Source organism: Sphingorhabdus sp., assembly GCF_050921905.1.
Taxonomy (GTDB): Bacteria; Pseudomonadota; Alphaproteobacteria; order Sphingomonadales; family Sphingomonadaceae; genus Sphingorhabdus_B.
In genome coordinates this window covers 1,256,388-1,281,992 of sequence record NZ_CP050888.1, presented here as the reverse complement: position 1 = coordinate 1,281,992, position 25,605 = coordinate 1,256,388, and the positions used below count along the sequence as shown (strand labels likewise).

Below are 25,605 nucleotides of genomic sequence, written 5' to 3'. Positions count from 1 at the left end.
TTAACGGCAACTTGCGCTTGCGGACATGAGCGGTAATCATCGTCAAAAATATTGAACGAGGAGAGCGGTACATGACAAGAGTGGCAGTGGTTACAGGGGGGACCAGAGGCATTGGGGAGGCGATTAGCCTAAAGTTGAAAGAAAAAGGCCGCTTGGTCATCGCCAATTACGGCGGCAATGATGCCGCAGCCCAGGCCTTTGCAGAGCGTAATGGTATCGCCGTTCGAAAATGGGACGTAGGCGATCATAAAAGTTGCATTGATGCCTGCGCCGCTATTGAGGCCGAATATGGCCAGATTGACATCATGGTCAACAATGCGGGTATTACGCGGGACGCGACAATGGTTAAAATGACGTTTGAACAATGGGACGAGGTTATCCGCGTTGACCTTACTGGTTGCTTCAACATGGCCAAGGCAGTGTTTGCGGGCATGCGTGAGCGCAAATGGGGACGCATCGTCAACATCGGCTCCGTCAACGGCCAAGGAGGGCAAATCGGCCAGGTGAACTATGCCGCGGCCAAATCGGGCATTCATGGCTTTACAAAATCCCTTGCGGCGGAGGGCGCACGACATGGCGTGACCGCGAATGCCATCGCGCCGGGATATATTGGCACGGAAATGCTGTCGACCATTCCTGAAAATGTGATGGAGAAGATTGTCGCGCAAATTCCCGTTGGCCGTCTCGGGCAGCCCGAAGAAATTGCGCGTGGCGTCGAATTTCTCACCAGCGACAATGCAGGGTTTATCACCGGATCGACCTTGTCGATCAATGGTGGCCAGCACATGTATTGATGGCCATTCGAGCTTGAGCGAGTTGTATCACCCACCTGTCAAACGCAGCATGACCGTAGCCGGGCATCAGACGTCAATCAGTCTTGAGCCCTTATTTTGGGACCGGCTTCGGACGGTTGCGGAGGCCGATGGCCTGCCGGTCAATGCTTTGGTCGCGCAGATTGATGTCGCGCGACTTGAATCGCGAACGCCCTGTGGTCTTGCAAGCGCCATCCGCCTCTGGCTTATGGCGCGGGCATAAAGAACCGCCACATGTGAGATGTGGCGGGTTGAAACAGACTGCGTCTTAGGGCCTGCGCAGTTATCGCAAATATGGCTGGTAGCTTGCACCAATAAGGCCGGATCAAAGACCCGCTTCGACAGCAATTCTCACCGCGTCGGCGGCGTTTGAAGTTGCAAGCTTCTTAAACATCAACATGCGGTGCATTTGAACCGTTTTTTCACTGAGTGAAAGACGGTAGGCTATTTGCTTTGTGCGGAAACCGCGCGCCATTTGCTGCAATATTTCGCGCTGGCGTGGCGAAAGACGATCAACAATTTGTGCCGCATTCTGCTGCCGCACGAGGCCAATGCTCTCTTCTTCCGGCAGAACCTCAATTTGCGATCCGACGAAAAGCTCCAGCTTTCCGTCTGCATCAAATAATGGCGCAATAATTACCGCGTTGCGAAAGGGTGACCCGTCTTTGCGGTAGTTGATAAGCTCAGCCAAGGCAGGGCGTTGTTCATAGACCGCCGAGCGCAATTTCTCGGTCTGACCATTTTCCGTGTCGAGACCTCGCAAAAACCGGCAGTTTCGCCCAATCACTTCTGACTCACTATATCCCGTAAGTGCGCAGAACGCAGCGTTAACAGCAATCAGGGGATTGTCCGTTTGAGTGGGGTCGCTGACGACTGTTGCAATCGGGCTAAAACGAATCGAATCCAAAACGCGATGGTTGCTGGCTTTGTGTGCCTTCGAGAAAAGTTCAGATTTCACTGGGCTTTAAGATGTCGCACAAATCGACAGTTGGCAACTGTTCCAGCGTTACATGCGCCAATATATGCCGATTATATCTCATTCGGTTCCGACGCGTTCGACGTCCGCGCCGACCAACTGAAGCTTCTCCTCAAGCCGTTCATAGCCACGGTCAAGGTGATAGAGACGGCTGACATGCGTTTCGCCCTCTGCTACCAATCCAGCGATCACAAGGCTCATCGACGCGCGCAGGTCGGTTGCCATGACAGGCGCACCAGTCAGCTTTTTGACGCCATGGACAATTGCCGTGCGGCCCTTGGTTTCGATATGCGCGCCCATCCGATTAAGTTCGGGCACATGCATATAGCGGTTTTCAAATATGGTCTCGGTAAGCACGCTGGCGCCATCTGCCATGCAGAGCATTGCCATGAACTGCGCCTGCATATCGGTGGCAAAGCCGGGATAAGGCGCGGTGGAAATGGTAAGCGGCTTAAGCTTGCCGTCTGAAGATACGCGAATACCGGTTCCGGTATCTTCGACCTTCACGCCCGCCTGACGCAATGCATCCAACGTCGCGTCCATCTCGCTGGCCTTTGCGCCGACCAGCTCGACATCACCGCCAGTGATAGCGGCGGCACAGGCGTAGCTGCCCGCTTCGATTCGGTCGCTCATCACGCGGTAAGTCGCGCCATGCAAGCGGTCCTTACCCTGAATGATGATATCCGATGTGCCGATGCCTTCGATCTGAGCGCCCATGGCCACGAGCATATTACACAGATCAACAATTTCCGGCTCCCGCGCTGCATTGTGCAATACGCACGTGCCTTTCGCGAGACTGGCCGCCATCAGGGCGTTTTCGGTCGCGCCGACGGAAACGACAGGAAAGGTATATGTGCCGCCCGGAATACCCTTTTTGGCAATAGCTTTGACATAGCCGGCCGCCACTTCAATCTCGACACCAAAAGCCTCCAGCGCCTTGAGGTGAAGGTCAATCGGCCGGTTGCCGATCGCGCATCCGCCCGGCAGCGAAACGGTTGCTTCACCAGCGCGCGCCAGCATCGGGCCAAGTACCAGGATGGAGGCGCGCATTTTACGCACAAGGTCATAAGGCGCGACGTTGCTGGTAATCCGCGTAGCTTCTAACGTCATAACGCGGCCGAAATCTTCGGGGCGGGACCCTGCAACCGTTGTCGAAATGCCGAACTGGTTCATCAGATGCTGAAACCCGTCAATGTCGGCCAAGCGGGGTAAATTACGCAACGTCAGCGGTTCATCCGTCAACAGCGCGCAGGGGATCAGCGTCAATGCGCTGTTCTTCGCACCTGAAATCGGAATTTTGCCTTTGAGCGCGTTGCCGCCACGTACGATTATCTTATCCATCGCAGCGTATTTAGCGGGAATTGGATACGGCGCAACTTAGGATTTGGTGAGCGCCGCCTCAACCTGCCCAAGCCGTTCCTGTCCCCACAACATCTCTTCACCCACAAAGAAGGTCGGTACGCCAAATGCGCCCCGTTTTGCGGCGGCTTCGGTATTGGCTATCAACTCTGCCTTTCGATTGCACGAGTGCGTCCATCTGATCCGCGTGGCGCGGGCGGCGATTGAAATGCCCACGATCAAGGCAGCCTTACTCAATCCTTCTCAAGCGTGCATTGCAGCGGATGCTGATTCTTCCGCGCGAAGTCCATGACTTGTGTGACCTTGGTCTCAGCCACTTCATAGGTGAAAATGCCACAAACGCCGACGCCTTTTTGATGAACATGAATCATAACCCGCGTAGCCTGATCCGTATCCATTTGAAAAAACGCCTTGAGGACATGCACGACAAATTCCATCGGCGTGTAATCGTCGTTCAGCAATAGCACCTTATACAGGCTTGGTTTTTGGGTTTTCGGGCGCGTGCGCGTGGCGAGGCCGACACCAGGTCTGCCGCCATTTTTATCGTCATCATCTTGCGCCATGGAAATCTGCATGCGCCTAAAATAGGGTAGAGGAGGGGGACTCTGCAAGCCCCGTTCGTCATCTATTCTCTTGCACCAAAAAGAAACCGCCCTCTCCTTAACGGAAAGGACGGCTCCTTTGTGGAATTGCACCGGTTGATCGCGTCGTCCTGCCACCAAAAGGAGGAGAGAGAAAGTGGCAGGTGCATGACCCACCGATGCAATGTCGTTCGAAAGCTTATGCAGCTTTCTTGAAGAGTTCAGTCGTCGCCGCGATGCGGTTCGAGATTGGCTGAAACATTTCGCTGACCAGCTTGACCATCGCTTCAGTGTTCTTCGAACCTTGTGCAACGGCAGTGTCGAAACCCTTACGGGCCAGTTCACCCTGAAGCTTGACGAAATCCGTTGGAGACTTGACCGAAGTCAGTTCCTTCACGGCAACCTGGACTTCTTCGAAATTCTTCTTGGCGAATTCCATGTTGGTCTTGCCGATTTCCTGAGTACCCTTGGCAACAATCTTGCCTGCTTCAACGACGGCTTCAACATTTGCCTTGTTGAATTCGACGGCTTCAGCAGCAAACTTTTTGCCCTTTTCGGCGGCCTCGGTTGCCTTTTCACGGATGTCAGCGAAAAACTCAGTCGCCTTTTCAGCGGTTTTTTCTGCGGTGGCTTTAACAGTGTCAGTCATGATGGATACTCCTTGAGCAAAGGGTGTTGTTTCAACAGACATGCTATCGGGGGCCGACGAAGCCACAGGTGTTTCAACCTTTGTCTTCGCAACGATGCTCTGAGCAGCTTTCACAGCCACATCCTTTGGCGCTGCAACTTTTGCAGCTTTCACCCGGACATTGATTTCTGTTTTGCGCGTCATGTGTAAGCACCATTTCTGTTGTGTTGCACTGCACAATAAAGCAAATACAAACTATGTCAACAAAAAATGGTGCAGTGCACAATAGCTATCTTCGGGCGGCTTAATCCGCCAGTGTCAGCCGTTCAAAGCGATCATAATGGTGATCCGCGGACCCAAATTGGTTTTCGATCATCGTTGCCCGCTTAAAGAAATGGCCAATGGCCAGTTCTTGGGTGATGCCAATACCGCCATGCGTTTGAATGGCGTTCTGCCCGACAAACTTTGCGGAACGCGACACCTTCGCCTTGCATGCCGATACTGCGGCCATACGTTCCGCCGCTGGCAGATCGAGCTTTAGCGTCGCCATCGTGGTCATGGACTTTGATTGCTCAACTTCCATGAACATGTCGACCATGCGATGCTGAAGCACTTGGAAGCGCGAGATCGGCTGGCCGAACTGGTTGCGTTGACGGGCATATTCCAACGTGCCCTGATGCAGCTTGGCCGTCACGCCGCAGGATTCTGCGCAAACTGCAACGGTTGCTTCATCAACGATGCGTTCAATAAGCGGTAGGCCCGCGCCTTCGTCACCCAATAACGCGTCCGCAGGGATTGCCGCGTTCTCGAAATAGATTTCGGATGCTTGAAACCCGTCAACAGTCGGGTAATCGCGGCGCACAATGCCCTTTGCGTTGGCGTCAATCAGGAACAAGGACACGCCGTTGACATCGCTGGTCGCGCCGCCCGTGCGCGCGGTGACGAGCAAATGCGTTGCCCATGGCGCGGCGTATACGACGCTTTTATGGCCGTTCAACACATAGCCTGCGCCGTCCTTCTTTGCGGCCGTGCGGATATTGGCGAGGTTGTAGCGGCCCTGTGGTTCAGCATAGGCAAAGGCGATGATGACATTGCCATTGATAATTTCTGGGATGACGGCATCCGCAACTGCGCCGCCGACCGCCTTCAACGCGCCACCGCCCAGAACGACGGTCTGGAGATAAGGCTCAATCGCGATGACCTTGCCAAGCTCTTCCATGATCAAAGCATTTTCGAGATGACCACCACCCAGGCCGCCCTGGTCTTCGCTGAACGAGGCACCCAGCATGCCGAGATCTTGCGCCAAAGCTTTCCATATGCCGGGGTCACGTCCCGTGCTGCTGGAAATCATCTTGCTGCGGCTATCGAAATCATACGTGTCCGCCAAAAAACGGCTTAGGGTTTCGCGGATCATGTCCTGCGTTTCGGTGTAGCTGAAATCCATTATAGGCCTCTCTCAATTTTTTTGTCATTCCCGCGAAAGCGGGAATCCATGGCCTGACCATCATGTTTGGACAAAGGTTCAGACCATGGACCCCGAGCGGGTCGGGGTGACACAGTTATTGTTTCCAAGCGGGATTAAATTCCCAATACCATCTTGGCGATGATGTTGCGCTGGATCTCATTCGATCCACCGTAAATCGTCGTCTTGCGGGTGTTGAAATAGGTCGGTGCAGCGCGGTGTGCATAATCTGGACCGATCGGGTGTTCATTGTCGCCTTCGCCAAAGCCACGGAAATATGGCGCGCCATAATGGCCGACCGCTTCGAGCGCGAGTTCGGTAATGCGTTGCTGGATTTCCGAACCCTTGATTTTCAACAAGCTCGATTCAGGGCCGGGACCCTTGCCAGATGCTTCGCCGGCAAGGCTGCGCAATTCGGTGAATTCAAGAGCAGTGAGGTCAATTTCAAGTTCAGAAATCTTGCGCTTGAAGAATGGATTGGCAATCAACGGGCGGTCGCCGTCTTGTTCAGTGCGGGCAATCGCCTTGATCTTTTCAACGCCGCGCTTTGAACGGGCAACGGCAGCAATGCCGGTGCGTTCGTGCGCCAATAGGAACTTGGCACAGGTCCAGCCTTTATTTTCTTCATAAACGCGGTTTGCAACGGGTACGCGCACGTCTTCCAACCATACTTCGTTGACTTCATGCTCGCCGCCCAAGGTGATGATTGGGCGGACGGTCACGCCGGGAGACTTCATGTCAATTAACAAAAAGCTGATGCCTTCTTGTGCCTTGGCATCGGAATCGGTGCGGACAAGGAAGAAGCCCCAGTCGGCATGTTGCGCCATTGTGGTCCAAGTTTTCTGGCCATTCACGACATAATCGTCGCCGTCACGAACGGCCTTTGTGCGCAAAGATGCAAGGTCGGAACCAGCGCCGGGTTCGGAATATCCCTGACACCACCAGTCATCGCCCGACAAAATACCGGGAAGGAACTTGGCTTTCTGCTCAGGCGTGCCAAATGTGTAGATGACTGGGCCGACCATCGACAGGCCGAAGGGCATTGTGCCCACGCAGTCTGCTGCAGCGAGTTCCTCGGACCAGATGAAACGCTCGGTCGCGGTCCAGCCAGTGCCGCCATATTCTACGGGCCAAGCAGGCGCGATCCAGCCCTTTTTGGCGAGAATGCGATGCCATGACAGGAAATCTTCCTTCGAAAGATCATGCCCTTCGTCCTGCACCGAACGGAGATTCTCGGGATAATTTTCGGCGATGAAACTACGCACTTCCTTCTGAAAGGCGATTTCTGCGGGGCTGAATTCGAGTTGCATCACGATTCTCCTAAAAAGCTAAATCTGAAGTAGTCGACGTTTACGTAAACGTCAATTGAATCTCATCGCGCCTTCACATAGCTGCCTGGAGCCGATTCAAGCGCCTTCAGAGCGCCTTGGCCGGGTAGGCGCGGCCCGGTTGCCGGAACGCGTGCGTCGTCCTTGTCTGTTAGCCAGACGAGCCAATCGGGCCACCAGCTTCCCTTGGTCTCCGTGGCACCTTCAATGAATGCCTCAAGCGAGGTCGGCGCGGCATCATTGGTCCAATATTGGTATTTCATTTGCGCAGGCGGATTGACCACACCCGCAATATGGCCACTGCCCGCCAACACGAATTTGGTCGGACCAGTGAAATGCTCCTGCAATTTCCAGACGCTCTGGGCTGGCGCAATATGATCCTCGCGGCCGGCCTGGATATATATCGGCGTTTTCACACGGCGCAGGTCAATTGGGGTGCCGAGTGCCGACAAATCATTTGGCTTCACGAGCCGGTTATCGCGATAGAGGTCGACGAGATAGTTGCGGTGCCACTTGGCCGGCAGGTTGGTGACGTCACCATTCCAATGCAGCAAATCGAACGCAGGATAGTCTTCACCCAGCAGATAATTTTTGACGACGGTGGACCATATCAAATCCTTACCGCGCAGCATGTTGAAGGTCAGTGCAAGGAAACGGCCATCCAAATAACCCTGCGGTGCACTTAGCGCCTCCATCATCGCAATTTGTTGATCGTCAATAAAATGCAGCAGTTCGCCACCTGTGCTGAAATCTACCTGCGCGGTGAAAAATGTCGCGCTGCGCACCTTGTCGGCGGCGTCGGTTGCCGCGAGGATCGCAAGCGTTGCCGCCAAGGTCGTGCCTGCAACACAATAGCCAATCGTATGGACATCTGGCACATCAAGGGCGCTGCGCACGGTATCAATCGCGTCGATCTGCGCCGCGATATAATCGTCCCAGATGACGTTCTTCATCGAAGCGTCTGCAGATTTCCAAGATACGACAAAAACCGTGATGCCTTGGTCCACGCAGTATTTGATGAAGCTTTTTTCCGTCGTCAGATCGAGAATATAAAAGCGGTTGATCCACGGCGGAAAAATGATGAGCGGCGTTTCCAGCACATTTTCGGTTGTCGGGTCATATTGGATGAGCTGGTACAAAGGCGTTTGGTGCACAACCTTGCCCGGCGTTGCCGCGATGTTTTCGCCAAGGGTAAACGCGCTTGAATCGGTATGGGTCAACTGCCCGCGCTGCATGTCCTGCATCAGGTGCTGCATACCGGACATCAGGCTCGCGCCCTTGGACTCCAAGGCGCGTTCCAATGCAACCGGATTGGTAAAGGGCGAATTTGCCGGGCTCATGGCCTCAATGACGCTGCGCAGGGCAAATCCCATTTTTGCTTTATCATGTTCGGGTAAGCCGTCCAATTGATCCGCTGCTGCCAACATATATTCGGACATGACCTGATAGCTTTGACGGACCAAGTCGAATACCGGATGTTCCCATTGCGGCGCGGCAAAACGGCGGTCTGTCGTATCGATCTTGTCCCGGCCAGCTTTGGCCAGCGGTTCCAATACCGTGCCCCAGGCATCCAACGCCGCGCGATAGGCCTTTAACGGGTCGGTCGTTGCAACGGCGTTTTGCTCAAACAACTTCATAAACTGTGTGGGGTCCATAAAGGGCGGGATTTCGGATGAGTCGGTCATATGGACAGGCATATCAAAGCAAATGAAATTGTCGAAGATTGTTTTGTTGTGCGGCGCAGCATGGACATTACGTAAAAAAGAGCGCAATGGCGCGCTATAATGACATTTGAAAATATTCCCCCGCTTCTCGATGAAGCGCTCACCGCGCGTGGATATACTACGCTCACCCCTGTTCAGGACGCTGTTATTGCAGAGGAAGCCGTAGGACGCGATTTGGTCGTGTCGGCACAAACCGGCTCGGGCAAGACCGTGGCCTTTGGCCTTGCTATGGCACCCCAAATCCTTGATGGCGGGTTAGTTAGCCTCGCACGTGAGCCTGCTGCGCTCATCATCGCCCCGACCCGCGAGCTTGCTTTGCAGGTGAGTCGTGAATTGATGTGGCTTTATGGTAAAGCAGGCGTGCGTATTGCGACCTGCGTTGGCGGCATGGATGCCTCGAAAGAACGGCGCACTTTAAACCAAGGCGCGCAGATCGTTGTCGGCACCCCCGGACGGCTGCGCGACCATTTGGAGCGCGGCGCGCTTGACCTGTCGGCGTTGAAAGTCGCGATCTTGGATGAAGCGGACGAAATGCTCGACATGGGCTTTCGCGAAGAGCTTGAGGAAATATTGAACGCTACGCCAGAGGGGCGGCGGACATTGCTGTTCTCTGCCACCATGCCGAAACCGATTGTTTCGCTGGCAAAACGGTATCAGCGCGATGCTTTGCGGATCTCGACCGTTGGCGAAGATCGCGGCCATGGTGACATCAGCTATCAAGTGGTCACGGTCGCCCCACCGGACATCGAAAACGCCGTCGTTAACCTGCTGCGTTTGCATGAGGCGGAAACGGCTATCCTGTTCTGCGCGACGCGCGAAAATGTTCGCCGCTTGCACGCCAGTCTGACCGAACGCGGCTTTAACGTCGTTGCCTTGTCGGGCGAGCATTCGCAGTCCGAGCGGAACCAGGCGCTTCAGGCCTTGCGTGACCAGCGGGCGCGCGTTTGCGTAGCAACCGATGTTGCCGCACGCGGGATCGATTTGCCGAACCTATCGTTGGTTGTGCATGTCGAACTGCCACGGGATGCAGAAGGGCTTCAGCATAGGTCGGGACGGACTGGTCGTGCTGGTCGCAAGGGTACCGCCGTTTTGATCGTGCCGTATCAGCGCCGCAAGCGCGTTGAATCCATGCTGCGCGGTGCAAAGATCGAGGCGGATTGGATAAAGGTGCCAACCGCAGCAGATATCCGCGCCAAGGACCATGATCGTCTGCTTGAAACGCTTTTGACCCCAGTTGAGGTTGAGGACGAAGATCGCGCTCTGGGTGCAAAATTACTTGAGACCATGTCTGCAGAAGACATCGCGGCCGCTTTGGTGCGCGTGCATCGTGCCAAGATGCCGCAAGCCGAAGACCTGCTGGATGACGGCAGCCGTGAACGGCCACGCGACGACCATCGTGCAGGATTCGACGATTCCGTCTGGTTCAAACTGAATGTTGGTCGCCGCAACAATGCTGACCCCAAATGGATATTGCCATTATTGTGCCGTCGTGGCGGCGTGACCAAGAACGACATTGGCGCCATTCGTATTGCCGCGAATGAAACCCATGTCGGCATTGCGGCGGCTGCTGTGGCCAAGTTCACCAAAGCCATTGCGCAACCGGGGCACGACGAAGACAATGACGTCGAAATCGTGCAGGCCAATGGCCCGCCGCGGGAAGCGGCGCGCGAAAACAAGCGAATGGGCCGCGATGGCAACCGTCCACAGCGTGCACAACTGGGCGTCAGCCCGCGCGGCGACGGTCCGCCACGTGGCGGTAACTTCCGCGGAGACGGGCCACGTGGCGGTGGTGCAAACCGCGATGGCGCACGTCCGTTCCGCAAGGATGGTCCACCTCCATCGAAGCATGGTGTAAAGCACAAGGCAAAGGGCAATCGGCCGCGTTAATCTGCGCGCCAATAGCTTTTTCTGGAAATGCACGAAAAGTTCGCGCATGAGGGCGGTTCTGTAATTAACTAACCGGAAACGGGAGCCAATGTCCGAAGAATTCTACCGCATGAAGCGCCTGCCGCCTTATGTCATCGCTGAAGTCAATGCGATGCGTGCGGCGGCGCGTGGCGCGGGCGAGGATATAATCGATCTCGGTATGGGCAATCCAGACTTGCCGCCACCGCAGCATGTGATCGAAAAACTGTGCGAAGTGGCGCAAAAGCCCGATGCGCACGGCTATTCCGCGTCCAAGGGTATTCCAGGGCTTCGCAAAGCACAGGCGAATTATTATGGGCGGCGTTTCGGGGTAGAACTTGATCCCGAGCATGAAGTTGTCGTGACGATGGGTTCTAAAGAAGGCCTGGCAAGCCTAGCCACCGCTATCACTGCGCCGGGCGACGTTGTTCTGGCACCGAACCCAAGCTACCCCATACACACTTTTGGGTTCATCATTGCCGGCGCGACGATCCGTTCGGTGCCAACCACGCCCGACGAAAATTACTTCCGCTCGCTTGAGCGTGCCATGGCCTTCACCGTGCCGCGTCCGTCGATATTGGTGGTAAACTATCCGTCAAATCCGACCGCTGAGACCGTTGATCTGGCGTTTTACGAACGGCTGGTCGCATGGGCGAAGGAGAATAAGGTCTGGATATTGTCCGATCTTGCCTATTCCGAACTGTATTTTGACGGCAACCCGACACCGTCGATTTTGCAGGTCAAGGGCGGTAAGGATGTTGCCGTTGAATTTACGTCCTTGTCCAAAACTTATTCCATGGCCGGATGGCGCGTTGGTTTTGCCGTGGGCAATCGCGATTTGATTGCGGCGATGACCCGCGTGAAAAGCTATCTGGATTATGGTGCCTTCACACCGATTCAGGCAGCAGCCTGCGCCGCGCTCAATGGTCCGCAGGACATTGTTGCGCAGAACCGTCAGTTGTACCACAAGCGCCGCGATATCCTTGTCGAGGCGTTCGGGCGCGCAGGTTGGGATATTCCGCCGCCTAAGGCGTCAATGTTTGCATGGGCACCCTTGCCGCCCGCGCTCGCGCATTTGGGCAGCCTTGAATTTTCCAAGCAGTTGCTGACCGAGGCGAAGGTCGCGGTCGCGCCCGGCGTTGGCTATGGTGAAGATGGCGAAGGCTATGTCCGCATTGCGATGGTCGAAAACGAACATCGGTTGCGACAGGCTGCGCGCAATGTGAAACGCTATTTGCAATCCATGGGTGTGAACACCCCGGCGCAGTCCAAGGCGATTTGACATGGCGCGCGGGGACTTTGCTTTCCATCATAGCTTGCGCGTGCGCTGGTCGGAAACCGATGCGCAAGGCGTTGTTTTCAACGCCCGCTATCTCGATTATGCCGATGTCGCGATCACCGAATATTGGCGCGCGGTGAAGTTTCGGGACTATGCCGATAATGCGCCGATGGAATTTCATGTGAAGAAAGCCACCGTGACATGGTTTGCACCGATCAAGCCCGATGAGATGATTGAAGTCATGGCGCGGACCATCGCCACGGGGCGCACAAGCATGACGCAGATGGTTGAAATTCATGGCCTCACCGAAGATGGTACCGATGATTTGCGTGCAACGGTGGATTTAGTGAGCGTGCATGTGGACCTTGATGTGCATCGTCCCATCCCTCTGCCCGATTGGGTGAAGGACGTTTTCACCATCTTTGATAGCCAAGCGGCTCTAGCGCCGCCTGCATTGGCCGAAGCCTGAGGCGCGGCAGCGATGCGACGGAACGTCATACCCCATAAGTTAGCAGCCCTCATGCTTGGGCTGTCGCTGTTGGGCGGCTGCACCGAAAGCGCAGGTGGCGGACAAAGCGCAACTGCACCGGAATTCCCCCGCCCTGACCGCACGGTATCTGCCATTGGCGACACCGAATTTTCGACCGAAGCAGCGCGGGACGAAGCGGGCGAAGCCAGTTATGTCATGGATTGGGCAGGCATTCAGTTGGGGACCACCGTCGCCGACATTGGCGCAGGCGAAGGCTATTACACCATCCGCCTTGCCGAGCGCGTGGGCCGCAACGGCCGCGTCTTGGCGCAGGATATTAACCGCGGCGCGCTGGATCGTTTAGGCGAACGCGTGACCCGCGAGCAACTCGACAATGTCGCGATCAAGGAAGGCGCGGTCGACGACCCCCGCCTGCCACAGAACAGTTTTGACCGGATTTTCATGGTGCATATGTATCATGAGATTGAACAGCCTTACGCCTTCCTCTGGCGGATGCGGCCGGCGCTGGCAAAGGGCGGGCAAGTGATTGTTGTCGACCGTGACCGGGCTACGGACCGGCACGGCATACCGCCAAAGCTGTTATTCTGTGAATTTGACGCGGTTGGCTACCGCCTGACTGGCTTTACCGAGCAGTTGAAACTTGGCGGCTATATCGCCCGGTTTGAAGTCAGCGGTGCGCGGCCCGAACCATCGGCGATACGGACCTGCGCCAGCCGCTATCCGCAATCATAAGTTCACGGCCTAATCGCCGTCAAAGCCGATGAGTGCGTCCACGCGGATATTTTGCGCCCGCAATTTTTGTGCGCCGCCAAGGTCTGGTAAATCGACGATGAACAAGGCTTGTTCGACCTTGCCCCCGCCTTGCCTGATAAGGTCAACGCCGGCCAAGGCCGTGCCGCCTGTGGCAATCAGATCATCGACCAACAGCACTTTTTGGTCCGGCTGGACATGGCCGACATGCATTTCGATGCGGTCGGTGCCATATTCCAACGTATAATCGGTGCCGATTTTGTCACCGGGCAACTTACCCGGCTTACGCAGCATCAATTGCCCTAAGCCAAGGATATAAGCCAGCGCCGACGCGACGATGAACCCGCGCGCCTCAATCCCGGCAACCAGCTTAGTATCCGGATCGACCAAGGCCGCGAGCCGGTCCATCGTCATGCGATATCCGCCAGCATCAAGCAGCAAGCTCGACACGTCGCGGAACATGATCCCCGGCTTCGGGTAATCCGGAATGTTGCGGATCAGTGCCGCGAGGTCTGCGTTATCGTTCATCTCGCATGACTGCCTGTTGTGGGCCATGTTTTCAAGGAAATCCGGTGAAGTGATGATGTGCGCCTTTGGCAACAAAAAAGGGCGGCCCATATCTAGGCCGCCCATTTTTTCCATGGCATGGATCCTGAACCAAGTTCAGGATGCCGCCGTTGGCGTCACTTCAGTTCGACGGTTCCACCAGCAGCAAGGATCTTCGCCTTGATGTCTTCGGCTTCTGCCTTGTTCACGCCTTCCTTGATCGCCTTTGGCGCGGACTCAACAAGAGCCTTTGCTTCAGTCAGACCGAGGTTGGTGATCGCGCGGACTTCCTTGATGACGGCAATCTTGTTTCCGCCGTCGCCGGTCAGGATAACGTCAAATTCAGTCTGCTCTTCAGCAGCAGGTGCAGCAGCGGCAGCAGGGCCAGCAACAGCAACAGCAGCAGCGGCGCTTACGCCCCACTTTTCTTCCAAAGCCTTTGCAAGGTCAGCCGCTTCAAGAACGGTCAACGCCGAAAGTTGGTCTACAAGCTTTTCAATATCAGCCATTTAAATAACACTCCGATTTTCTGTCATATCTGTAGGGCTCGCCCAAATGGACGCAGCCGGTTTCATGTAAAAAGTTACGCTGCCTTTTGGTCAGCATAGGCACCAAAAACGCGTGCCAATTTCGCAGCCGGTGCGGTCGTCAATTGCGCGATCTTCGTTGCCGGTGCTTGTACAAGCCCGACAATCGTCGCACGCAGTTGATCGAGCGATGGCAAGGAAGCCAGCGCCTTTACACCGTTTACATCGAGGAAAGTGTCACCAATCGCACCGCCGACAATTTCTAATTTGTCATTGGTCTTGGCGAACTCGACCGCAATCTTTGCAGCGGCGACCGGGTCCGACGATGTGGCGAGCGCCGTAGGTCCGGTTAGCAATTCTGCTAACGCACCATAAGACGTTCCCTCAAGGGCGATTTTGGCAAGACGGTTCTTGGCAACCTTATAGCTTGCGCCCGCATCACGCATCTTCAAACGAAGGTCGGTCGATTGTGCAACTGTCAACCCGAGGTTACGGGTAACAACAACAACCGCCGCTGCATTAAAAGTGGCGTTCAGCGATGCAACTGTTTCGGTCTTTTCAGAACGGTTCATGCATTACTCCTTATTCGGGCCGTCCCGGCGAACCGGGCAAGCCCAACACGAAAAGCGAAGTACCCGGATGGGCACTTTCGCTGACTTGGTCCGTGGGGAAGTTTCATGCCGAACGCACACGACAGAGTGTCGGAGCAATGGCGAAGGATGGCAAAGCCAATCCTGAAATCTCTATCCCCGTCTAGGCTGGACATTAAGATGGGCAAATTCCCATCACCAACTGTCTCGGACGGTTGCCGGTGAAGCCGTCGCTCCACCGAACACGGGTGCCACTAGCAGGGTTGGGGGCGGAGTCAAGGGGTCGTGCGGCTGTATCCTCCCCATCGACTTGCGATGGGGAGGGGGACCGTTCGCGCAGCGAAGGGTGGAGGGGCCTTTGACGTCCGAGGCCCGGCCCTGTCATTAATTTCGTGTGTGGGCGGGCATAATGGGTAAGAAGGAGACCTACTATGTCACGACGCAAAGAGCCTGTGATCCCGGCTGAGTTATTGGATCGTCTTTTGGCTGGCACGGATGCTGCTTCTGCATTGGATCAGGGCGGATTGCTTGATTCTTTGAAGAAGGCGTTGGCCGAACGTGCGCTGGGTGCTGAGATGGATTATCATCTGGGCAGCGACGATCAGGCAGGCAACAGCCGCAATGGCTATGGCCGCAAGACCGTGATTACCGATACCGGCAAGATCGATATCGACGTGCCGCGGGACCGTTCCGGCAGCTTCGATCCGCAGCTGATCGCCAAGTATCAGCGCCGCTTTCCCGGCTTTGACGATAAGATTATCTCAATGTATGCGCGCGGCATGAGCACGCGCGAGATCACCGGGCATCTGCGCGAGCTTTATGCCATAGACGTATCGCCTGACCTGATATCGACCGTCACCGACGCGATATTGGATGAGGTTGCCGCCTGGCAGCAGCGCCCGCTTGATCCGGCCTATCCGCTGGTGTTCTTCGACGCCATCCGTGTCAAAATCCGCGACGAAGGCATGGTCCGCAGCAAGGCGATCCACATTGCCCTTGGCGTCCGCGCTGACGGTCGCAAGGAGGTTCTGGGGCTGTGGATCGAGCAGAATGAAGGGGCCAAGTTCTGGCTTCGCGTCATGAACGAACTCAAGAACCGGGGCGTCGATGATATCATGCTGGCCGTGGTCGACGGCCTCAAAGGCTTCCCCGACGCCATCACCGCCGTGTTCCCCGAAGCTGTGGTTCAGACCTGTATCGTGCATCTGCTGCGCAACTCTATGGACTTTGTGTCCTGGAAAGACCGAAAGCCGCTGGCAACCGCACTGAAGAGCATTTACCGCGCCGTCGATGCCAAAGCCGCCGAAGAGGCACTCACCGCCTTCGAGACCAGCGAATGGGGCATGCGTTACCCCGCCATCGGCCAAAGTTGGCGGCGGGCATGGGCTGAGGTCATTCCGTTCTTCGCCTTCCCCGAGGAAGTGCGCCGGATCATCTACATCACCAATGCCATCGAAGCGCTGAACTCAAAGCTGCGGCGGGCGGTCAGAGCCAGAGGGCACTTCCCCAGCGACGAGGCTGCAACCAAACTGCTTTATCTGATCTTGAACCGATCGGAAAAAGAGTGGAAGATGCCACCACGTGAGTGGACCATGGCAAAGGCCCAGTTCGCCGTAATATTCGGCGAACGGTTCATCAAAGCCATGGCGGCATAATGTTCAACCGCCCGCCCACACACGAAATTAATGACAGGGCCCCGAGGCCCCTCCGTCACACTTCCGCTTCGCTCCAGCGCGCCACCTCCCCATCGCAAGTCGATGGGGAGGGAGAGCGAAGGGCACCCTCACGCCGCCATCTTCTCGCCGAACCAGGCATCGCGCGCCGTGATGGCCGCGTCGATCCAGGGCTGTCGCTTGCGCTGCAACGCCTCCAGATGCGCGGCCTCTTCGGTCAAGGTGAGCGTGCGTTCATAATCCACATCGCCAAAAAAGCCGATTTCGGTCACCAAATGGGCGTCTCGTCCATCGGGCCTGGGATAATTGGTCCGCCATGCACATGCATCGTCGTCAAACCACACGCCCAGCCGGCCGACGGCGACCGCAGGTTCTTCGTCCAGAATGTCTGGCACGGCCCTGTCACTGGCGGAAATCCTGACAAGTTCACACCCATTTGCAGGTTTGGGCGCGCCCGAGACGTCTGCGGCGCGGCCATCGTCACGCGCGGCGCAAAACAATGCGGCCTGCGCCCCCGTGCCGCCATTTTCGATCAGGTCGAGGAAGCTTTCAAAATCCTGCACGACACATTGTATATGCGCGTTCCGGCTGCCCCGCACCGCCTGCGCGTCGGCCAAACGGTCCAGCCGGTCAAGCAGGCCCTTGCTCAACCGGTTGTCAAACCGCCCGCGCAATGTTGTGCCATCGTCTTGCTTGGTCGAAATTTCCTCATAGCCGTTCACCGCACGGTCCATGAGCATGTCCTGCAAGGCATAACGCGACACCAAAATCGCCGCGTCCCAGCCCAAAGCAAAAGCCGCGCCGTCCCGCCGAAAGCGCAAACCATAGGCCGAGCGCGGCGACTTACCCACGTGCTTCGCCGCGCGCAGGACGCTACCGCCAAAGGCCAGCGCCTCCAAAAAAGCGCGCTGGCACTGCGGGGTCCAGCGATAATCATTGCGGATTTCGATCATATGCGCGTCGTGCTCCACCTGATCTCCAATCTCACACACGCCGTTGTTCGCCTGTATTTGCAGCCATTCGTTGTTCATGATCTTTCCTTTATTGGATAAAATATGAATTATAAATCACCATATAGGTTGTAGGAAAGGGGTTTTTAGGGATGGGGGGTGGGTGGGGTGGGGGAGCGATTGGGCGGCGCATGCTTCGAAAAAGCCTGGCGTGAACCTAGCGCGATGTTAAGAAAGCCGGATTCGGAATTATGACGAAACTCTCGAAAGCTCTATGACTGGGAGGTAATAGTTGGTTGTCATGACATCCGTTGGGTTAGCCAATCTTCAAACAGATCTAACCGGTGCGACCAAAACACTGCTACATTTCCATCGAGCAGCCGTTTTACGTCGCCGAACTTTATTACCCCTTCCAGCAATGCGGCAGGTTGGACAAAATTGCCCCAATGGCTTCTCCATGCCTCGGCTTTTTTAAGCACATCATTGATGCGTTTAACCGAGTTCGTTTCGTCGTTCGTTACCTTGCATTCCATGGCGAGAACAACACCCTCCTTCAAACCCAACGCGATATCGACTTCGGCACGGCCTGTTAGTCCGCTGGCAAACCGAGCTTTGTGCATGAATTGGTGCGGCAATAGAGCTCCTTGCTGATCGATTGTCCGTGTCGGCAAAAGCTGCCACCCATTTGACTCCAATTTTTCGATAAGTGAGACCTCTTGAATATGTGCAAGTCGGTTGCGACGCGCGGTTGCCACCCTTTGGGACGCGATCAGCGGAGCGACAGCCTTCAACAGTGAATTTAGTTCCCGCATCGCTGGTCGCCGCTTGGTTCGAAGCCATGGTGCGAGCCGCAGCGCCAGCCAGCTTTGAAATGTCGAAGTGACAATATCCGCCTTTTCAGCCTTGACTGCAGCGCCGGTTTTTTCGGTGCTCTTTGGCCAGTCACTGCAGATTAGCTTAAACTGGTCCTGACTAACGGGCGGAGCCATAAGGAACCGGAACACCAGCATGTGCCGACCGGATTGTTGTAGCGCACCGGATACATCAAAAAGAAAATCAGACGCCCGAAGCGCTTCTGATATCATCATCCGTGCCTCTGTGAGCGCCTGACGCCAATCGGCGTTTTGATCAACGGGGTTTAGACCATCTTCGTAGAGCCGACGTGCCTCTATTCTTAGTTTGTCGTGCAATTCTAGCAATTGGGTTGGGCTAAGCGTTGGCAAGCAAATTTTCCGATATTGGCAACAGACGCCTATTTGGCGCTGCCCGTCTTGAAGGGCCGTTCCGCCTTTCCTCTTTCGCGGTATATTGAATGGCGGCTTGAAGTTTCGGCGCTAGCGGCACAAGCACATCTAACGAAGCACGGCCTTGGTCCCAAGAATTTAGGATGTGACTATGCAATGCCGTGCCAATTTTCTGCGCCAATAACGGCGGAACAGCGTTTCCGATCAACCGATACTGGTCCGCACGTTTGCCCGCCAACACCCAATCTGACGGAAATGTCTGTAAAGCTGAACATTCGCGTGGACACAGACGTCTAATTCCGTTGACCGGATCAATAACCCAATCCTGCTGCTGATTGGCGGTAACCGTTCGTGCTGGAAGAGCAGTGTCTGCAATGAACGCACCTTGCTTATAGCCCCAATGCCCGCCCGGACGTGTCGCCTCGGCCTTACCGGGACTTTTGACACCTGTCCCCGGATGTAACTGGCTTAGCTGTTCGAACAGATTGTCATTTGGACGGATTATCTCATCGGGCGAGAGCTTCCCAACCGAGGCCAATGCTTCTGCCATCGGTACCCAAGGTGTTAGGCAACCTTGCTTGTTATGACTAGGGTCAGGGAATGCCAAATGATCACCAAACCTATATCCAAAAACTACAAGCCTAACTCTGCGCTGAGGAATTCCGAAATCGGCTGAGTTCAATAATGCTACCTGCGTTTGAAAGCCAGCTTTCAATAGTTTGTTGCGAATGAGTGCGAGGGCCGATCCCGGCACGCCATCAGGGCCCCGTGCGGTTAAAAGGCCTCGGACGTTTTCGAACATCAGCCAGCGGACATCTAATTCGCCAGCGAGCCTCACAAAATCATCAAACAAGCGGCCACGAGGATCAAGCCAGCCCTTTTGGTGACCGGCGCTGCTCCAAGATTGGCAAGGTGGGCCGCCAACCAGCAGTGGGATTTGGCCTCGTTTCACGCCGATTACATCAAGAATGTGCGCTCCGGTCGTTTCGGAAACATCTGCATTCTCAATCACCGCGTTCGCAAGATGTCCCGTCTGCCGCTGTTTATTCAACAATAATGTTTGATATGCTGCTTGGTCGATATCTGCGGCGTAACGACAGGACAATCCTGCGGATTCCAAGCCGATGTCAAGGCCACCCGCGCCTGAAAACAGTGAAACAAAGCCGATTTTTCGCACAGTTTTCTGCCCCTTATCGAAATTCGAATAAAGCTAAATGGCCGCTAGGGCAATCCTATGATTTTGGTTCGCAACCTTTTAGCCGAAGCAGCAATTCTATTATATATAGGAACAAAAAAAGAACATCAAGAAAAAAGGGCTGGAGCCTATCGCGCCTTGCAGGCTAACACTGCGCTTGGCTGATAGACGGGATAGGCCCAGCCTACGCTGGGGCGACGGGAACAAGTGCGCATGTTTCCCCCAACGTCATGCTGGAGCCGAAGGCGTGCAGAGCACAACTTGGTTCAGCATCCATCGTGCCACGCAGACCGAAGTTTTAGGCTGATAAATGGACCCTGAACCAAGTTCAGGGTGACGGTCGGGGGTGACGGTCAGGGGGTGACGCAAGGGAGGGCATCGACGTCGCGGCGATATCTGGTGCAGTGGGTGGCGTGTGTGCTGCCCAAACAAAAAGGGCCGAAGGTTTCCCTCCAGCCCCTTTTTGTGCATATTGCGCAGCGCGTTACGCGCCGGCGACGTCTGTCAGATCGATCTTGAGGCCTGGGCCCATGGACGAGCTGATCGCCACGCGGCGGACATATTTGCCCTTTGATCCGCTTGGCTTGCTCTTGACGACTGCGTCGACCAAAGCGTCGAAATTCTTGCGCAGGTCGGAATCGGAGAAGCTTTTCTTGCCGATGCCGCTGTGGATGATGCCTTGCTTTTCAACGCGGAATTCAACCTGACCGGCCTTTGCCGCCTTCACGGCTTCGGCAACGTCCATCGTAACCGTGCCCAGCTTTGGGTTTGGCATCAGGCCCTTTGGACCCAAGGTCTTACCCAAGCGGCCAACGATGCCCATCATGTCCGGCGTTGCGATAACGCGGTCATAATCGAGATTGCCAGCCAGCATATCTTCCATCAGGTCTTCCGCGCCGACCTTGTCCGCACCAGCAGCGGTCGCCGCTGTCGCCTTGTCGCCACGTGCGAACACGGCAACCTTCATGTCCTTACCGGTGCCAGCAGGCAAGGAAACCATGCCGCGGACCATTTGGTCGGCATGACGCGGGTCAACGCCCAAGTTCAACGCGACTTCAATCGTTTCGTCGAACTTGGCGGTCGCCAGTTCCTTGATGGTCTTCAACGCTTCATCCACGCCGTATAACTTGTCCGCATCGAGATGCGCGAGCGACTTTGCTTTTTTGGTTAGCTTGGCCATGTTCTTAACCCTCCACGACTTCGAGACCCATGGCGATAGCCGAGCCTGCGATGATTTTTACGGCCGCGTCCATGTCGTTCGCGTTGAGGTCGGCCATTTTCAGGGTCGCGACTTCTTCCAGTTGCTTGCGGGTAATTTTACCAGCCGACAGCTTGCCTGGCTCTTTCGAACCGGCCTTCAAACCCAAAACCTTTTTAATCAAAAAGGTCGCAGGCGGTGCCTTCATGATGAAGGTAAAGCTTTTGTCGGCAAAAACGGTGATTTTGGTTGGAATCGGCGTGCCTTTTTCGATGTCGGCGGTCGCCGCATTGAACTGCTTGCAGAATTCCATGATGTTCACGCCGCGCTGACCCAAAGCAGGGCCGATTGGCGGGGATGGTGTGGCCGAACCTGCAGCGACTTGCAGGCCGATATAGCCGTCAATTTTCTTTGCCATATATGGCGTCCTTTCATTCTTTCCCCGCCAAAGCTTTAGCGACAGCGGGTCAAATTAAGCGGTCAAACGGTCGTCCCCAAATTGCATTGGCGACTTCCTCCCGCACGGGTTCTTCTGATTCTCATCAGGAGAGGAGGGCAATTAGTCTAAGTCGACACGTAAATCAACACGCTCGTCACCCTGGGACGACGGGAATAAAACGGCGCGCTTTTCCTAACGTCATGCTGAACTTGGTTCAGCATCCATCGTGCCACGCAGACCGAAGTTTTAGGTTGATAAATGGACCCTGGAGCCGCAGGCGTGCAGAGCACAAACAAGTTCAGGGTGACGGTTGGGGGGCGACGGTCGGGGAGGGTGACGGTCGGGGGACCGTCACTTCATCAATTCGACTTCTTCGAAATCCAGCTCGACCGGGGTTGCGCGGCCGAAGATGCTGACCGATACCTTCACGCGGTTTTTGTCGAAGTCGAGTTCTTCGACCAAGCCGTTGAAGCTTGCAAATGGTCCGCCAAGCACCTTGACCTGATCGCCAATTTCATAGTCGACCGAAACGCGCTTCTTGGGCGCAGCTTCAAGTTCTTGCTTGGTGTTGAGGATGCGGGCGGCTTCGGCCTCGGTGATCGGCTGCGGCTTGCTACCCGCGCCCAAAAATCCGGTGACCTTTGGCGTGTTCTTGACCAAGTGATAGACGTCGTCATTCATGTTCAGCTTTGCCAGAACATAGCCGGGGAAGAATTTGCGCTCGGCCTTGATCTTCTTGCCGCGCCGCACTTCGGTGATCTGTTCGGTGGGAACCTCTATGGCTTCGACCAATTGCGTGAGGCCAATGCGCTCTGCCTCGGCCAGAATCTGGTCGCGGACCTTGTTTTCAAAGCCCGAATAAGCGTGAATGATGTACCAGCGTGCCATAATATCATTACTTCCCCAAAACTCTATCGCCCCAAAACTCCAACGAGAGTCTGCGCTTAGCCTTCGGCCAGCGCCAGCAGCCCCTTTACGATTGCGGCAAACACCGCGTCGACGCCTAAAAAGAAGATGGCAAGGATGATCGTCATGATCAACACCATGATCGCGGTCTGCACGGTTTCCTGGCGCGAGGGCCATACGACCTTGCCGATTTCGGTCCGTACCTGACGGATGAATTCACCGGGGCTATTCTTTGCCATATCGTTTCTTCCTGTTCGATCCCGAGGATAGCCGCCAGCGCTCCGACCGGCGGGTCGAGAGCGATATAGGTTCCTATTTCGGAAAGACCAAGTCTGTAGCGATGGATTCGCCGCAACGCAAGATGGCAAACAAAACTGGGCAAGGGGGCATGGGAAAGCGCATTGGCAGCATGTGCGATATGGAACAGCCTTGAATTATCGCAGGTTTTGGTTATCCCCTCATGCTTACCCTTGCCAAGGAACCACCTCACATGCCCTCCGGTCTTGCTGCTTTACTCGACGATATCGCCACAATTACAAAAGTGGCGGCGGCGTCCGTTGATGATGTTGCGGCCGCAGCGGGTAAGGCAGGCAGCAAGGCGGCGGGGGTTGTTATCGACGATACGGCGGTGACGCCGCAATATGTCACTGGATTTACCCCTGACCGCGAATTGCCGATCATCTGGCGCATTGCCAAGGGGTCGTTTTTCAACAAGCTGGTGATCATCTTGCCCGTCGCTTTGTTGCTAAGCCTGTTTTTGCCATCCGCGATAACGCCGATATTGATGCTGGGCGGGGCCTATTTATGTTTCGAAGGCGCAGAGAAGGTGTGGGAAAAAATCTCCCCGCATGAAGAGGTGAGCCTAATCGAGGAGCTTGCGGAGCTGACCAGCACCGAACATGAAGCCGCGATGGTCAAGGGCGCGGTCCGCACCGATTTCATCCTGTCCGCCGAAATCATGGCGATTGCCCTTAATGAAGTGAAAGGCCTTGCCGAAACATCGATCTGGCTGGAGGCAGGGACATTGGCCTTTGTCGCCATCGTCGTCACCATCGGGGTCTATGGCGTCGTTGGCCTGATCGTGAAAATGGACGATATCGGATTGAAGTTGGCCGGGCGCGAAAACGCCGGTTCGCAAGCCATTGGCCGCGCGCTTGTAAAAGGCATGCCCAAATTGCTCGCTGCCCTGTCGACCATCGGCACCGCGGCAATGCTGTGGGTAGGTGGGCAGATCATCGTCCACGGCTTTGGCATCCACCCCGCAGAGTTTTTGGGCCTATATGAAGGGGCGCTGGCCTGGGTCGCCGATGCGGCGATGAGCGGCGTCGTCGGCCTCGCCATCGGCGCGGTGATTGTGTTGGTGTACCATCAGGTTGCCAAGCGCAAGGCGGGTTGAGGGTGTAGCCAGATTGCGGTGGGCGTGGGGGGCTGCGTTGCGCTCATGTTTTTATCACGCAAAGATGCAAAGGCGCGAAGGAAAGGAAAAAGACAATTTCCTTCTCTTCTTCTTTGCGGCTTTGCGGCTTTGTGTGATAAAAAAATTGCCTGAGCGCGCCTTTGGTCCAGCGTTAAAGGAGTTTGATAGTCTGCTTGCGGGCGGAGATCCAATCGACAACCAGTAAGCCGCGTTATAAGAAATTTGACAAATGTCGTTTAAGATATCACATTAAGGCCACTATTTGTATATATTTCACATATTCTGTGTTTAATTTAGATATCAACCTATGTCAGGACGTATCATGCTGCTTCGTTTTTCCGTAAGCAACCATCTCTCCATCAAGGACACACAAGAACTTTCCTTCATTAAATCTTCGTTGAAGGGTCCTGAAGACGGTCTCCTGTCAACGCCGTCTTTGCCAAAGGAAAAGGTGTTGCCTGCGGCGATTATCTATGGTCCGAATGCATCGGGAAAAAGTAATTTGTTGGATGCACTCATGTTCATGCGTCGTGCAGTGTTGTCCTCCCAACGGCAGTGGGCACCGGACACTGGAATTTCTCAGCAGCCGTTTTTGCTAAATGCGGCCAGCCTTACCAAGCCAAGTCGTTTCGAAATGGACTTCGACATTGACGGGGTTCGTTATAATTACGGTTTCGCTTGCACTTCCTCGGAGTTTGTCGAGGAGTGGCTTTACTCAGCGCCGGTTGGCCACCAACGTATGATTTTCGAGCGAAGTGGACCATCCCCCGACCAAGTTAAGTTTGGAGCGTCATACACCGGGCAGAAACAGGCAATTGCTCAATTAATGCGTCCCAATAGCCTTTTTCTATCGGCAGCATTTCAAAATAATCATCAGATGGCCAAATCGGTTGTTTCAGCATTCCAAAAAATTCGCGGTCGAAACAGTTTAACCACAGCCCCTGCTGCGCTTGGCAGACTTATGCACAATAGCGAACTTGATGGGCGGATCATTCCTTTTCTGACAGAAATTGGTACTGGAATTACAACACACCAACGGGTTGTAAACGCTCGATCAGATGAAGAAATCCGAACAATGCGTGGCATGATGGAAGCTATATGGAGTGAATCGGACGTAAAGCCGACGGAAGATGAACGCAAATCGTTCCTCGAAGAACTTGGTAAAGATGTTAAAATTGAGTTTGGACATAAGTCGGAAGATGGGGGGCATAAATTTTTTGAAGCGTCTCGCGAAAGTGCTGGCACACGTCGACTAATTCCTTTGCTTCAAGAGGTTATGAGAGCCCTTGACCAAGGAAACGTCTGCGTAATCGATGAAATTGATGCCAGCCTGCATACACAAATATGTGACGCGATTATTGCGCTGTTTACAAACCCCGCAAGCAATCCCAACGGTGCCCAGATCATCGCGACGACCCACGATACCAACTTGCTTAATGCCTCCAACTTGAGGCGTGATGAACTTTGGTTAGTCGAAAAAACACCCGGCGGTGCAAGCGAACTTTACTCGCTAGCCGATGTTAAAACACGCGATACTGAAAACTTTGAACGTGGCTATCTGCATGGTCGCTATGGGGCTGTACCCTACGCTGGTTCAGCCGCTGATCTGATTAAGAGCCTCTAAGC

28 protein-coding genes are annotated in these 25,605 nt (G+C 55.1%); 10 read left to right on the top strand and 18 right to left on the bottom strand.

The annotated features are described in order from the left end of the window. The first annotated feature begins 71 nt into the window (after positions 1 to 71). The gene (gene phbB, locus HEQ18_RS06080; RefSeq protein WP_397605114.1) at positions 72 to 794 is read left to right on the top strand and encodes an acetoacetyl-CoA reductase; all 723 of its coding nucleotides are present in this window, start codon (positions 72 to 74) and stop codon (positions 792 to 794) included. Continuing rightward, positions 772 to 1,035, top strand: coding sequence for a ribbon-helix-helix domain-containing protein (locus HEQ18_RS06075; RefSeq protein ID WP_432815914.1), 264 nt, complete (start codon positions 772 to 774; stop codon positions 1,033 to 1,035). The genes phbB and HEQ18_RS06075 overlap by 23 nt, the downstream gene beginning before the upstream one ends. Before the next feature lie 102 nt (positions 1,036 to 1,137). Here HEQ18_RS06075 and HEQ18_RS06070 read toward each other — a convergent pair whose 3' ends face one another. From HEQ18_RS06070 to HEQ18_RS06035, 8 genes are all read right to left on the bottom strand, one after another. Beyond that, a complete protein-coding gene (locus HEQ18_RS06070) occupies positions 1,138 to 1,770 on the bottom strand; it encodes a LuxR C-terminal-related transcriptional regulator (RefSeq protein WP_432815913.1) in 633 nt (210 codons plus the stop codon). A 78-nt stretch (positions 1,771 to 1,848) separates the two neighbouring features. Continuing rightward, positions 1,849 to 3,129 carry a UDP-N-acetylglucosamine 1-carboxyvinyltransferase gene (murA, locus tag HEQ18_RS06065; protein WP_432815912.1) on the bottom strand — a complete coding sequence of 427 codons (1,281 nt, stop codon included), beginning with the start codon at positions 3,127 to 3,129 and terminating at the stop codon, positions 1,849 to 1,851. Between the two features lie 36 nt (positions 3,130 to 3,165). After that, the gene (locus HEQ18_RS06060) at positions 3,166 to 3,384 is read right to left on the bottom strand and encodes a DsbA family protein (RefSeq protein ID WP_432815911.1); all 219 of its coding nucleotides are present in this window, start codon (positions 3,382 to 3,384) and stop codon (positions 3,166 to 3,168) included. Further along, positions 3,381 to 3,710, bottom strand: coding sequence for an ATP-dependent Clp protease adapter ClpS (clpS, locus tag HEQ18_RS06055; RefSeq protein WP_432815910.1), 330 nt, complete (start codon positions 3,708 to 3,710; stop codon positions 3,381 to 3,383). The genes HEQ18_RS06060 and clpS overlap by 4 nt, the downstream gene beginning before the upstream one ends. Positions 3,711 to 3,927: 217 nt before the next feature. Further along, positions 3,928 to 4,560, bottom strand: coding sequence for a phasin family protein (locus tag HEQ18_RS06050; RefSeq protein ID WP_432815909.1), 633 nt, complete (start codon positions 4,558 to 4,560; stop codon positions 3,928 to 3,930). Between the two features lie 100 nt (positions 4,561 to 4,660). Then, on the bottom strand, positions 4,661 to 5,800 hold the full coding sequence (locus HEQ18_RS06045) for an acyl-CoA dehydrogenase family protein (protein WP_432815908.1): 1,140 nt from the start codon (positions 5,798 to 5,800) through the stop codon (positions 4,661 to 4,663). 134 nt (positions 5,801 to 5,934) lie between these two features. Beyond that, positions 5,935 to 7,128 (bottom strand): acyl-CoA dehydrogenase family protein, encoded by a 1,194-nt coding sequence (locus tag HEQ18_RS06040; protein WP_397605121.1) that lies wholly within the window; start codon positions 7,126 to 7,128, stop codon positions 5,935 to 5,937. Positions 7,129 to 7,190: 62 nt separating this feature from the next. Beyond that, positions 7,191 to 8,831 carry a PHA/PHB synthase family protein gene (locus HEQ18_RS06035; protein WP_432815907.1) on the bottom strand — a complete coding sequence of 547 codons (1,641 nt, stop codon included), beginning with the start codon at positions 8,829 to 8,831 and terminating at the stop codon, positions 7,191 to 7,193. Positions 8,832 to 8,930: 99 nt separating this feature from the next. On the opposite strand from HEQ18_RS06035, the gene HEQ18_RS06030 reads away from it, so the two are divergent. The 4 genes from HEQ18_RS06030 to HEQ18_RS06015 all read left to right on the top strand — a co-directional run bounded on the left by HEQ18_RS06030 (position 8,931) and on the right by HEQ18_RS06015 (position 13,276). Further along, positions 8,931 to 10,757, top strand: a complete 1,827-nt coding sequence (locus HEQ18_RS06030; RefSeq protein WP_432815906.1) for a DEAD/DEAH box helicase — start codon at positions 8,931 to 8,933, stop codon at positions 10,755 to 10,757. 88 nt (positions 10,758 to 10,845) lie between these two features. Continuing rightward, a complete protein-coding gene (locus HEQ18_RS06025) occupies positions 10,846 to 12,057 on the top strand; it encodes an LL-diaminopimelate aminotransferase (RefSeq protein ID WP_432815905.1) in 1,212 nt (403 codons plus the stop codon). A 1-nt stretch (position 12,058) separates the two neighbouring features. Next, positions 12,059 to 12,523: an acyl-CoA thioesterase gene (locus HEQ18_RS06020; RefSeq protein WP_397605124.1), complete on the top strand. Its 465-nt coding sequence runs from the start codon at positions 12,059 to 12,061 to the stop codon at positions 12,521 to 12,523. Between the two features lie 51 nt (positions 12,524 to 12,574). Further along, entirely contained in the window at positions 12,575 to 13,276 is a 702-nt protein-coding gene (locus HEQ18_RS06015; protein WP_432815904.1) for a class I SAM-dependent methyltransferase, read from the top strand. A gap of 9 nt (positions 13,277 to 13,285) precedes the next feature. Here HEQ18_RS06015 and HEQ18_RS06010 read toward each other — a convergent pair whose 3' ends face one another. From HEQ18_RS06010 to rplJ, 3 genes are all read right to left on the bottom strand, one after another. Further along, on the bottom strand, positions 13,286 to 13,822 hold the full coding sequence (locus HEQ18_RS06010; RefSeq protein ID WP_397605126.1) for an adenine phosphoribosyltransferase: 537 nt from the start codon (positions 13,820 to 13,822) through the stop codon (positions 13,286 to 13,288). Between the two features lie 155 nt (positions 13,823 to 13,977). After that, complete coding sequence (rplL, locus tag HEQ18_RS06005) at positions 13,978 to 14,349, bottom strand: 50S ribosomal protein L7/L12 (protein WP_125229774.1); 372 nt, start codon at positions 14,347 to 14,349, stop codon at positions 13,978 to 13,980. A 74-nt stretch (positions 14,350 to 14,423) separates the two neighbouring features. Next, a complete protein-coding gene (gene rplJ / locus HEQ18_RS06000; RefSeq protein ID WP_432815903.1) occupies positions 14,424 to 14,939 on the bottom strand; it encodes a 50S ribosomal protein L10 in 516 nt (171 codons plus the stop codon). Positions 14,940 to 15,388: 449 nt separating this feature from the next. Here rplJ and HEQ18_RS05995 point away from each other — a divergent pair, with 449 nt between their 5' ends. Then, entirely contained in the window at positions 15,389 to 16,612 is a 1,224-nt protein-coding gene (locus HEQ18_RS05995) for an IS256 family transposase (protein ID WP_432815902.1), read from the top strand. A 128-nt stretch (positions 16,613 to 16,740) separates the two neighbouring features. Here HEQ18_RS05995 and HEQ18_RS05990 read toward each other — a convergent pair whose 3' ends face one another. The 7 genes from HEQ18_RS05990 to secE form a co-directional block, all read right to left on the bottom strand. Continuing rightward, on the bottom strand, positions 16,741 to 17,661 hold the full coding sequence (locus tag HEQ18_RS05990) for a hypothetical protein (RefSeq protein WP_432815901.1): 921 nt from the start codon (positions 17,659 to 17,661) through the stop codon (positions 16,741 to 16,743). Between the two features lie 218 nt (positions 17,662 to 17,879). Beyond that, positions 17,880 to 18,803 (bottom strand): XamI family restriction endonuclease, encoded by a 924-nt coding sequence (locus HEQ18_RS05985; protein ID WP_432815900.1) that lies wholly within the window; start codon positions 18,801 to 18,803, stop codon positions 17,880 to 17,882. Next, on the bottom strand, positions 18,790 to 20,001 hold the full coding sequence (locus tag HEQ18_RS05980) for a DNA cytosine methyltransferase (RefSeq protein WP_432815899.1): 1,212 nt from the start codon (positions 19,999 to 20,001) through the stop codon (positions 18,790 to 18,792). The genes HEQ18_RS05985 and HEQ18_RS05980 overlap by 14 nt, the downstream gene beginning before the upstream one ends. 502 nt (positions 20,002 to 20,503) lie before the next feature. Next, positions 20,504 to 21,199, bottom strand: a complete 696-nt coding sequence (gene rplA / locus HEQ18_RS05975) for a 50S ribosomal protein L1 (RefSeq protein ID WP_397605131.1) — start codon at positions 21,197 to 21,199, stop codon at positions 20,504 to 20,506. Positions 21,200 to 21,203: 4 nt separating this feature from the next. Further along, positions 21,204 to 21,635, bottom strand: a complete 432-nt coding sequence (rplK, locus tag HEQ18_RS05970; protein WP_296199996.1) for a 50S ribosomal protein L11 — start codon at positions 21,633 to 21,635, stop codon at positions 21,204 to 21,206. Between the two features lie 372 nt (positions 21,636 to 22,007). After that, a complete protein-coding gene (nusG, locus tag HEQ18_RS05965) occupies positions 22,008 to 22,544 on the bottom strand; it encodes a transcription termination/antitermination protein NusG (protein WP_432815898.1) in 537 nt (178 codons plus the stop codon). A 56-nt stretch (positions 22,545 to 22,600) separates the two neighbouring features. Then, positions 22,601 to 22,801: a preprotein translocase subunit SecE gene (gene secE / locus HEQ18_RS05960; protein ID WP_296199998.1), complete on the bottom strand. Its 201-nt coding sequence runs from the start codon at positions 22,799 to 22,801 to the stop codon at positions 22,601 to 22,603. Here secE and HEQ18_RS05955 point away from each other — a divergent pair. From HEQ18_RS05955 to HEQ18_RS05945, 3 genes are all read left to right on the top strand, one after another. Further along, positions 22,795 to 22,995, top strand: a complete 201-nt coding sequence (locus HEQ18_RS05955) for a hypothetical protein (protein WP_432815897.1) — start codon at positions 22,795 to 22,797, stop codon at positions 22,993 to 22,995. The two genes, secE and HEQ18_RS05955, sit on opposite strands and share 7 nt — an antisense overlap. A gap of 57 nt (positions 22,996 to 23,052) precedes the next feature. After that, on the top strand, positions 23,053 to 23,958 hold the full coding sequence (locus HEQ18_RS05950) for a DUF808 domain-containing protein (RefSeq protein ID WP_432815896.1): 906 nt from the start codon (positions 23,053 to 23,055) through the stop codon (positions 23,956 to 23,958). Between the two features lie 328 nt (positions 23,959 to 24,286). Next, on the top strand, positions 24,287 to 25,603 hold the full coding sequence (locus tag HEQ18_RS05945) for an AAA family ATPase (protein WP_432815895.1): 1,317 nt from the start codon (positions 24,287 to 24,289) through the stop codon (positions 25,601 to 25,603). Positions 25,604 to 25,605 lie beyond the last annotated feature (2 nt).